An 8,819-nucleotide genomic window follows, 5' to 3' on the forward strand; every position below is an offset into this window, starting at 1 on the left:
ACCTTACAACTCATTCTATTACTAATTTAGGACTTTCATTTACTTTTGCAAATAAGTCACTAAATTAGCATATACGAAGAAGTATAAATTTATTTCAGCAAAAAACAAAGTATTTTGCTTTCTAGCTACCAATTTGTAATAGTATCTGGACAAAACACTTCCACTATTTCTTTAAAAAGAGCCAACGGCCACCTTCATTTGTCACTTTTATTATGATACGCATAAAATACGACTACTGATTTTCTCTGGGGATAAGAGCATCAATGAACCGGTACATAGTTTCATAGTTATTTACGATATACTCTGGGGCTATATCACAATCCGGTGTAGCATTTCTACGATTGACCCATACAGCTTTCCAGCCAGCATTTTTGGCCCCCACAATGTCATTCGTAAAAGAGTCACCTACATAATAAGTAGTCTCTCTATTTAGCCTCATGGCCTTTTCAGCATATTGAAATATTTTCAAATCCGGTTTTGAAAAGCCGAGCTTTCCAGATACAAAGATGTTTGTGTCTGGTATCCATTTGTTTAGTCCCAACGCTTTTATCTTTTTCATTTGATGCTCGGCAGGTCCATTAGTAATAATCCCTAACTGAATACCATTCTTTGAACAGCTATTAAGTGCATCTTTCATTTCAGGTAATAATCGGATTCTTTCTTGATTCATTTGATAATCGATTTGAAAATTTCTTCCCTGCTCATCCGTAATCGCTACCCCAAAATGTTTGAAGGCATTGCGAATGCGATAAATTTGCATGTCGCTAAGGGATAGCAAACCTTTGGTTGTCTTATCAAAAACTTGATCACTGTACCTCCGACTCAAAGCAAAGAGCTCTTCAATGGGAATATTCCTAAACGAAAAATTTTTCTGATACGCTTGTTTAAATGGAACTAACTGATCATACAGTGTGTCATCAACATCAAAAATGACTGTCGCCATTTTAAATTCCTCCTTAACTAAAAAACCGGAAGAAAACACTCATAGATTGTGTTTTCCCGGTTAGTTAACAAATTATAGTGAATTGTAGGTATCAACGATCTTCTCAACAGTAAAGCCGTAATTGGTTATTACTGTGTCTCCCGGTGCACTCGCACCAAACCGATCAACTGAAATTGATTTTCCATGTAGACCAACATAGCGTTCCCAACCAAAACTCGAACCCATTTCTATTGAAACTCGTTTTGTCAAAGAGCTTGGTAATACTGATTCTTGGTACTCTTTAGATTGCTTTTCAAATAAATCAAAACTTGGAAGGGAAACAACTGTAACATCTCTTCCTTGTTTCAGCAATTCTTTTTGAGCTTTAATTGCTAGGCTTACTTCAGATCCTGTAGCAATCAATATACCATCTGACGCTCCTTTAGAAGCATGCTTTGAAAGAACATAACCGCCTCTGGCTACCCCTTCTTCGGCCATCTTTAATGTTCCTTCAAGAACCGGTAAATTTTGTCTGCTTAAAACTAATACCGTTGGTGTTTCCTGTGACCTCATAGCAACTTTCCAAGCAGCTACAGTTTCATTGCCATCAGCTGGTCTAATAACATGAACGTTAGGCATACATCTGAGGCTAGCTAATTGTTCAACAGGTTCATGGGTTGGTCCATCTTCTCCAACTGCTACAGAATCATGGGTTAACACATAGATTACTGGAGCATTTTGTAATGCACTCAGTCTTATCGCTGCTCTCAAATAATCGACAAACACAAAAAATGTGCCGCCATATACTCTTGTCCCGCCATGCAATTGAATCCCATTCATTGCTGCTGCCATAGCGAATTCCCTCACACCAAACCAAATATTTCTTCCACTTGGATTTTCAGGTGTAAACTCATCAGCACTGGCAATCATGGTATTGTTGGATGCTGATAGATCTGCTGAGCCTCCCCATAAATAAGGGATCCCTTTCGCTAATTCCTGAATCGTTTCCTTACTTGTAACTCGACTCGCCGCACTTGTTCCCAACTCATATTTAGGAAGCGTATCGTCCCAGCTTTCAGGTAATCTACTTTCATGAGCAAACTGATAGTGTTTCGCTAAATCAGGATAGTTTTTTTTGTACTCTGAAAAGAGAGCATCCCACTCTTTTTCCGCCTTTTTCCCCCTGGATAAGATATGGTGATCAAATTGTGCTCTCGTTTCTTTTGATACAACAAAACTGTTTCTTTCATCGACGCCATAGAATTTTTTAACATTTTTAGCATCTTCTTCTCCAAGAGGAGATCCATGAACTTTTGATGTCCCTTGATTCGCTGAACCATACCCGATTATCGTTTTAACTTCAATTAATGTTGGTCGCTCTACTTCAGATTTGCCTTTTTCAATGGCATGATAAATCATCTCAAGGTCATTCCCGTCTTCAACCAAAATATGCTGCCAACCATAGGCTTGAAATCTTTTTCCTACATTTTCTGTAAATGAGTGAGCTGTTGGACCATCTAGTGAGATATCATTTGAATCGTACAATACAATTAACTTCCCTAATTTCATGTGACCAGCCATAGAACATGCCTCTTGTGATACGCCTTCCATCAAATCGCCATCGCCACACAAAGCATACGTATAATGATCGACAATAGGGAAACCTTCTTTATTGTAGGTAGCGGCTAAATGTTTTTCAGCCATTGCCATTCCGACAGCCATCGCAATTCCTTGCCCCAGAGGTCCTGTGGTAGCTTCCACCCCATCTGTATGGTTCACTTCAGGGTGTCCAGGAGTTTTGGAGTCCCACTGACGAAATTGTTTCAAGTCATCAATAGAAACATTGTATCCTGCTAAATGCAATAAGCTATACAGCATTGCTGATCCATGGCCAGCAGAAAGCACGAATCGATCTCGATTTGTCCATTTTTTTGCTGTTGCTGGATTGATTTTCAAAAATCTGCTCCATAAAACATAGGCCATTGGGGCGGCACCCATAGGTAATCCTGGATGTCCTGAATTTGCTGCTTCAATAGCATCAATGCTTAAAGTTCTTATCGTGTTGATTGCTTCTACATCATGATTATTAAACATTTTTCCTCTTCCTTAGAAAAGAATAGCTAATCATATGATTAGCCATTCTTGTTCATTCATTATTTTTTAAATGCTTCCCAATCTTTTAAGAAGGTGGCAATGCCTTTATCCGTAAGAGGATGTGACCAAAGACTAGGAAAAAGACTACTCGGGATAGTCGCAATATGGGATCCTAAATGAGCTACCGATTCCACATGATGCAAATTTCTAATACTGGCCGAAATAATCTCAGTGCCGAAGCCATAAAAATCGATTGCTTGTCTTAGCTTTGCGATCAGCTCGTATGCATCTGTGCCAATATCTTCAAGTCTGCCAATAAATGGACTGATGAAGGTTGCACCAGCCTTCATCGCTAATAGTCCTTGAGAAAAAGTAAAAATCAGTGTCACATTTGTCTTAATACCTTCTTTTGACAAGACATTGACTGCTTTTAAGCCTTCTTCTGTCATAGGAATCTTCACAACGACATTATCCGCCCACTTTGCAAGTTCTCTTGCTTCAGTGATCATTTCTTCAGCTGTTAAACCGATTACTTCAGCGCTGACAGGACCAGTGACAATCGAACATATTTCTTTAATTACCTCTTCAAAGTCTCGACCTTCTTTAGAAATAATTGTCGGGTTCGTAGTAACACCATCAACTAGTCCTAATAAATTAATTTTTTTAATCTCATCTACATTTGCAGTATCTAGAAAAAATTTCATCTTGCTCTCCTAGTTGCCTACCTATTTGGCATTATTTTTGATACGTGTTGTAACACCCTTCAAATTGTAACATTCTGCATAATCCCGAATTGGGCGTTTGATATGATCAACTACATAACGCTGACCATCAATATTGTGCATTTTAAGGTTTGCATACATTTTTTCGATTTCAGCTTTTACTTCGTCATCGTTGAAAGTATAGTGACCAGCAATATCTAAAATTTCTGCTTGGAGTTGTGCATCATTTTGATCCATGATTTGACTAACCGTCAATTCTTTTTGTTCGCCAACCATCCATTTTCTCCAACGTTCACTCTTAATGGCATGTTCAAGCAATACATCACGCGTATTAGAAGCATCTTTAACCAACCCATATTCCACTAACTTTGCTTCGACAGCAGCAAGATTTAAATAAGCACGTGTTTCTTCGGTGCCGTACTGTGGCGCCACATTAGTCGCAGTGATGGATGAAGGAATGTGTTCTAATAAAGTGACATCATCTAAATAATCCCCATTATGTTCTTTCAAACCTACCCCGTATTTTTTAGCCATTTGAGCTAAATCATAAGCATTTTTGAAATTGAAAGTACCTACTTGTTCTGTCTTACGCGTCAATGTTCCCGTTTGTCCAACAATAAAAGTTGGCATTGGCAAGCCACGTTTTTCTAACTCTTCTTTCAGTTTTAAAATGAATGTTTCATAGGTTTCAGTGGATGTTAACCCACCATTGGTTTCCTCTGTCCCTACTTCATAACCAATTTCTGGTAACTTACGGGCTTTACGTTCCTTTTCACAGAAGTCAATCAAATCAACTGTACGTTCGAGTACCGTGTCTAATGGGATTACTTTACCGACTTCAAAGGGATCTTTTGTAGGATCAATCATTAGCAAATCAAAACCAGCTTCTATATCTGCTACATAAGATTTCTTACCTAGTTCCATCGCTTTTTCAGTTGGTAGATGATCATTACGCTCTTTGTCACGTTGCCAAGGTCCGCCATGATCTCGACATAAGTAATAAAGATTGTCATACCCGATGTCTTCGGCTACTTCTTCAACAGCTTTTGCAAAAGTAAATTGATTCCAGCCATTTACATATCCGCCCCCTAGCTCATCAGCATCTACTTGATTACGACTAGCAATAAACATGACAGGATAATCGTCTTCTTTAGATAATTCAAGGGTGGCTTGGACACAATTTTTTGACATAGGTCCAATCCCCAGCAATGTAGCGCTTTCACCAGTTGCTTGCAAATCTAATAACCCTTCTACGACTGTTTTGATCGGTAACTTTTCCATTTCAGTTACATCTCCATTTCTACTGTTAATTTGTTTGTCTACCTTTTACAAGTAAAGTATAGAATCGATTATTCTTTCTGAATATTACATTTTTCTGCAACAAGTGAATGCATGAATCCTCCGACTTGTTGCAGTTTCTCAAAAAGAGGTGTTGTTGAATTCCCAGCACGCACTATTGATGATTATTATGGATACTGAAAGACCTTTAAATTATGAGTGACAAAAAGAACGCTTGAACATCGAATCTTTAAATAAGGGGACGAAAAATCAGCGGAGAGTTCATTCACACTATATAGTGGCGCTTGTCTGCCTTTGTGAGGTCTTCTACATTTTTATGAAAAAGAGCTATTGAGCTGTATTAAAAAGTCAGCGTTTAAATGTTTAGACCCATTTCTCAAAAAAAGAGACGGGGACAGAAGTGTTAACCTTCGAGAAATAAGGAGGAATACAAGGAAATTGCTTTTCAAATTTGGGGTATTTCGACTTATTTCTCGGGGTTGCTTTTCCCGCCGTTTAGACGTGTTTAGAGCGTGGTACAAAAGTGTTTTTTGCTTTTGTCCCACGCTCTCGCTAGTTATTTCTATTTTGTTATTTCTATTTTGCTACTTCTATTTTGCTACTTCTACTTGTTCTGTGTTCTCTTCTTTTTTCTTTCTTTTTTCATCAACTAAGCTTGGTTTTGTAAAATGAAGGATACCCGCTGAAATAGCTGCTCCGACAATGATGGAAAGAGCGTACCACAATTTACCATTCACAACCGGTAAGATAATAAATCCTCCGTGAGGCACTAATGCTTCTACTCCTGTTGCCATCCCCATTGCACCACCTACAGCACTTCCGATAATAATTGCTGGTAGAACTCGTTTGATATCTTTTGCCGCAAACGGAATTGCGCCTTCTGTAATACCAATTAATGACATAAAGAATGCTGAAATTCCTAAATCTTTATCTTCAGCAGTATATTTTTTCCGGTCAATAAATGTCGAAATTGCCATAGCCAACGGTGGGATTGCACAGGCAATACGGTGTGCACCATTTGGTCCATACACACCTTCAGCCATCAATGCTAATGTAAAGGCAGTCGCTGTTTTGTTAATTGGTCCCCCCATATCAACTGCTGTCATTGCACCTAAAATCAATCCTAAAATAAGAGCACTACCACCTTGCATTTGACCAAGAACTTTAACCAACCAATCCATTGCTAAACCAATTGGTACAGAAATTACATAAATATAGAACATTCCAAGTACAAAAGTCGTAACTACTGGTACGATCAAGATAGGCATGATCGTTTTGATTGTAGACGGAACTTTCCAAGTTTTGCACCAGCGAACAAAATAACCTGCAGCAACCCCCATAATCATGGCTCCAAGAAAACCGGTCTTGACTTGACCTTCACCGATTGGATTATTTGCTACAAACCCTAAAATCATTCCCGGAACTAGACCAGGTTTCCCTGCTAATGAATTTGCAATATACCCAGAAAGTAAAGGAATCATCATCGCAAAACCTGCAGCACCTAAATCATTTAAGTTTTGCATAAAAGGATTAGTAATCTCCATTCCGGTATCAGTTGCTTTCCCGGTAGCTAAAGCGACTGCCAGAAAGATCCCCCCTACAACAACTGATGTCAACATAAAAGAAACCCCTGTATTAAAGGCTTTTTGTAAGTCTTTAAAAATTTTATTCTCTTTTTTCATTTTTTTGAGTCTCCTTCTTTATAATTTTTCTGCTTCATCAATATATTTGGCAGGGTATTTGATCATATTACCAGGCTCTACGTTTAAGGTTTTCCCCATCTCTATTTTTTCTTCAAAACGTTCGCTATCCTCCACATCGATAGCAACTGCTAAAATTAAGACGTCTGCTTGATCAATGTCTTCTTGTTCTAGCTGATTTTCAATTCCCATGCTACCTTGAGTTTCGACTTGGACTTCATGTCCGCGTTTTCGGCATTCTTTTTCGATCGCTTCTTGTGCCATATACGTATGAGCGATCCCTGTTGGACATGCTGTAACTGCTACTATTTTCATTCTAAATTCCTCCTTAAATTTCAATTGAACTCAACTGTTCATATATTTTATTTTTATCTGTTTCACTCAATAACTTATCTCTAAAATCATCATCTAGTAATTTCTTGCTTAATTGCGAGATAAATTTTAGATGCATCTTGCCTTCGCTGTTTTGTGGAACACCAATCAAAAAGACGAGGCGAACCATTTCTTCATTTTCTTTTGTCCATTGAAAAGCTTTATTTACTCGTAAAAAGGCGATGAATGGATGCAATACAGCTTCGGTTTTCCCATGGGGAATCGCGATGTCATACCCGATCGCAGTCGGAACTTCAGACTCACGTTTTCTTACTGCTTGATACAGTTCATCTGCATCTTCGACATAGCCAACAAATTCAGCTGCCTCGACGATATGTCGGATCACTTCATCTTGATCAGCTAAATCACTATTTAATAAAATCAAATCTGGAGTAATAACTCCTTTATCACTTTTCTGAACATTCTCCACTTTAATCACTCCCAATTCTTCTATATAACATTTCATTTGTCGTTGAATCCCGCAATTGCTTTAAGTGCTCATTGTTATCAATGATGTTATAGATATCTGACAAAATATTCCGTGTCTGAAAGGTATCCTGTTTCGCAATACAAATTAGAAAAATCAAATCGACATAATATTTATTCCATTTAAATTTCTTTTTGTTTTTGACTACAACAATGATCGTTTTATTGACGTATGTCGAATTCCCGTGAGGGACAGCGGTGCCAGAAGGTAAATCAGTACCGCCCAACTCTTCACGCTCTAGGACTGTTTGTCTAAATGATGGACTTACGTAATTCTTCTGTATCAGTCTTTCACCGACTTGATCGATCAGCTCTTCTTTAGAAGAAAAGTTGGTATTCACATAAATAAGATCTTTCGTGACAAATTTCATCAGATGATGCGCTCGCACAAATTCTAGAACCTTATTCTCAGACGCTGGAAGCGAGTTTGAATGCTTAATTCGTTCTATATCTTCTTTCGTTAAAAATGGTGAAACCAAAATAACTTCCTTTTTAGGAATATCTATCTTAATGGTTGAGATAATCATGTCATAGTCTTCAAGAGTCATCTGTTCCAATTCCGGCACAGAGGCTACTTCAAATGAGTCCAATGATGGTAAAACATTTTTGATTCGATTGATCAGCAGTTCCGAAGTTGCAATCCCCATTTGACAAACAATCAAGATTTTTCGATTTAATCGTGCGCGTTCGATTGCAGCTTGGAAATACATTGTCAAAAAGGCAATTTCATCCTCATTAAAACTAAGCCCTAATTCCCGTTCATATTCACTTAGTACCACCCAAATAACATTGAAGGTTAAAGAGAATTCGTTTTTTATTTGTAAGGTAAATGGGTTCTCCGTTTTGTTGTTCGTCCTTAAACGATAAATCATTGGGGGAATATGATTTTTTAACTGTTCCTCCAACTTTTGATCACTGGCAAAGTTGATATTCAGTGCAGCCGAAACTCTCGAAAGTAATTGTTCAACAATCACACTATCTATTTCTTCCTCTGGCAAAGGTTCAAAACGATTAGAGATCAGTTGCAATGATAAGTATTGAACATCTTCGTTCGTATAAGAAAACCCCAAACGTAAAGCTGATTTATGCAACAAACGAACAGCACTTTCCTCAAAGAAAACTGTTGCCACATTGGCCTCAGATTTTTTTATTTCCTCGATGTGATGACCTTTGAAAACCCGAAAAACTAGAATAATAAAAATGTTCAAGATATTTTGTACATAA

At 37.9% G+C, this 8,819-nt stretch carries 8 protein-coding genes; all 8 read right to left on the reverse strand.

Translation table 11 applies throughout. The features are described from left to right. Window positions 1-232: 232 nt before the first annotated feature. Window positions 233-943 (reverse strand): HAD family hydrolase, encoded by a 711-nt coding sequence (locus Q0A12_RS05340; RefSeq protein WP_291291634.1) that lies wholly within the window; start codon window positions 941-943, stop codon window positions 233-235. Window positions 944-1,015: 72 nt separating this feature from the next. Beyond that, the gene (gene tkt / locus Q0A12_RS05345; protein ID WP_291291635.1) at window positions 1,016-3,016 is read right to left on the reverse strand and encodes a transketolase; all 2,001 of its coding nucleotides are present in this window, start codon (window positions 3,014-3,016) and stop codon (window positions 1,016-1,018) included. A 59-nt stretch (window positions 3,017-3,075) separates the two neighbouring features. Next, complete coding sequence (fsa, locus tag Q0A12_RS05350) at window positions 3,076-3,720, reverse strand: fructose-6-phosphate aldolase (RefSeq protein ID WP_291291636.1); 645 nt, start codon at window positions 3,718-3,720, stop codon at window positions 3,076-3,078. Window positions 3,721-3,741: 21 nt separating this feature from the next. Next, window positions 3,742-5,019 (reverse strand): class II D-tagatose-bisphosphate aldolase, non-catalytic subunit, encoded by a 1,278-nt coding sequence (locus Q0A12_RS05355; RefSeq protein WP_291291637.1) that lies wholly within the window; start codon window positions 5,017-5,019, stop codon window positions 3,742-3,744. Window positions 5,020-5,627: 608 nt separating this feature from the next. Beyond that, window positions 5,628-6,719 carry a PTS fructose transporter subunit IIC gene (locus Q0A12_RS05360; protein ID WP_291291638.1) on the reverse strand — a complete coding sequence of 364 codons (1,092 nt, stop codon included), beginning with the start codon at window positions 6,717-6,719 and terminating at the stop codon, window positions 5,628-5,630. 18 nt (window positions 6,720-6,737) lie between these two features. Continuing rightward, window positions 6,738-7,052, reverse strand: a complete 315-nt coding sequence (locus Q0A12_RS05365) for a PTS fructose transporter subunit IIB (RefSeq protein WP_002334609.1) — start codon at window positions 7,050-7,052, stop codon at window positions 6,738-6,740. Between the two features lie 13 nt (window positions 7,053-7,065). After that, window positions 7,066-7,575: a fructose PTS transporter subunit IIA gene (locus Q0A12_RS05370; RefSeq protein WP_077451911.1), complete on the reverse strand. Its 510-nt coding sequence runs from the start codon at window positions 7,573-7,575 to the stop codon at window positions 7,066-7,068. After that, window positions 7,541-8,819 (reverse strand): PTS sugar transporter subunit IIA (locus Q0A12_RS05375; protein WP_291291639.1); only part of this gene is annotated, 1,279 nt, incomplete at its 5' end. The genes Q0A12_RS05370 and Q0A12_RS05375, both read right to left, overlap by 35 nt.

The organism is Enterococcus sp., from assembly GCF_022711995.1.
GTDB lineage: Bacteria > Bacillota > Bacilli > Lactobacillales > Enterococcaceae > Enterococcus_D.